General features: G+C 45.5%; 1 protein-coding gene. It reads right to left on the reverse strand.

Going from position 1 to position 1,171, the window contains the following annotated elements; translation table 11 throughout:
- Positions 1-1,045: NupC/NupG family nucleoside CNT transporter (locus AB4517_RS20805; protein WP_372149751.1), on the reverse strand; the 1,045-nt coding region annotated here is incomplete at its 3' end.
- Positions 1,046-1,171 lie beyond the last annotated feature (126 nt).

Genomic DNA, 1,171 nt, shown 5'->3' on the forward strand with positions numbered 1-1,171 from the left:
TAGCAAAGCCACATAGAGCGAAAGTTACGATCGCTTGCGAGTGCTCACTTAGTGCCTCTTTAGCATCCATTAGTTGGATGAAAGCCACGAACTCGTTCACGACAATCTTGTTACCGATCAATGAGCCCGCAACCACAGCCTCAGACCACGGTACACCGATCAGCCATGCAACGGGTGCAAACACATAACCTAGGATAAGTTCGAAGCTTAGGTTTACGCCAAACCAGCCGCCAACGATACCTAGCAAGCCATTCAGCATTGCAATCACACTGATAAAGGCAAGAAGTGTTGCACCCACCGCAACGGCAATACGAAGTCCAGACATAGCCCCATCTGCCATCGCCTCAACTACGTTTGTTGCTCGTGGAATTTCTACATCAGACTCAATATTTTCTTGAGCGTCATTTGGGCTGCCAGGTACTAAGATTTTAGCCATCAATAGGCCGGCTGGTGCAGACATGAATGCCGCAGCGATCAGGAAGTTTAGGTCAACGCCAAGCGATGCATAACCCACTAGCGTACCACCAGCTACAGACGCCAAACCACACACCATCACAGCAAACAGTTGTGAATCTGTCATGTGTTTTAAGTAAGGCTTAACCACCAATGGCGCTTCAATCATGCCGACAAAGATATTGGCAGTCGCAGACAGTGACTCCGCACGACCTGTGCCCAAGAACTTTTGTAGTGCGCCACCGATAAGGTTGATCACCTTTGGCATAAAGCCAATGTGGTACAAACCTGAAATCAATGCAGAGAAAAAGATAATGATGCCAAGAACATTAATCGCGAAAACAAATCCGTTATTCGTTAGGCCACCAAATAGAAAGTTAATCCCCTCTTGACCGTAGTTGATCAAGCTAGATACCGCACCCGTGGCTACATTCAACGCTTCTTTACCCATTGGTACATACAGAACCAACAGCGCGAATGAGATTTGTAATAAGAAAGCCAAAGAGACTGTTCTTAGTGGAATATTTTTTCTGTCCGTAGATAGTAACCAAGCGGCAACTAAAATAGTGATAATTCCAAGTAGGGAAGCCATGTGCGTCAACCTAAAAGTTATAGATAGGAAAGGCGACGCATTCTATAGAGGAAATCGTTTGCGGCAAGCTGAGGTTGTTAACGTGATGTTGGGGTAATCACGATATAACTATGAGTATAATTAAGT

This window comes from Vibrio sp. 10N.222.52.C3 (assembly GCF_041474195.1).
GTDB lineage: Bacteria > Pseudomonadota > Gammaproteobacteria > Enterobacterales > Vibrionaceae > Vibrio > Vibrio crassostreae_C.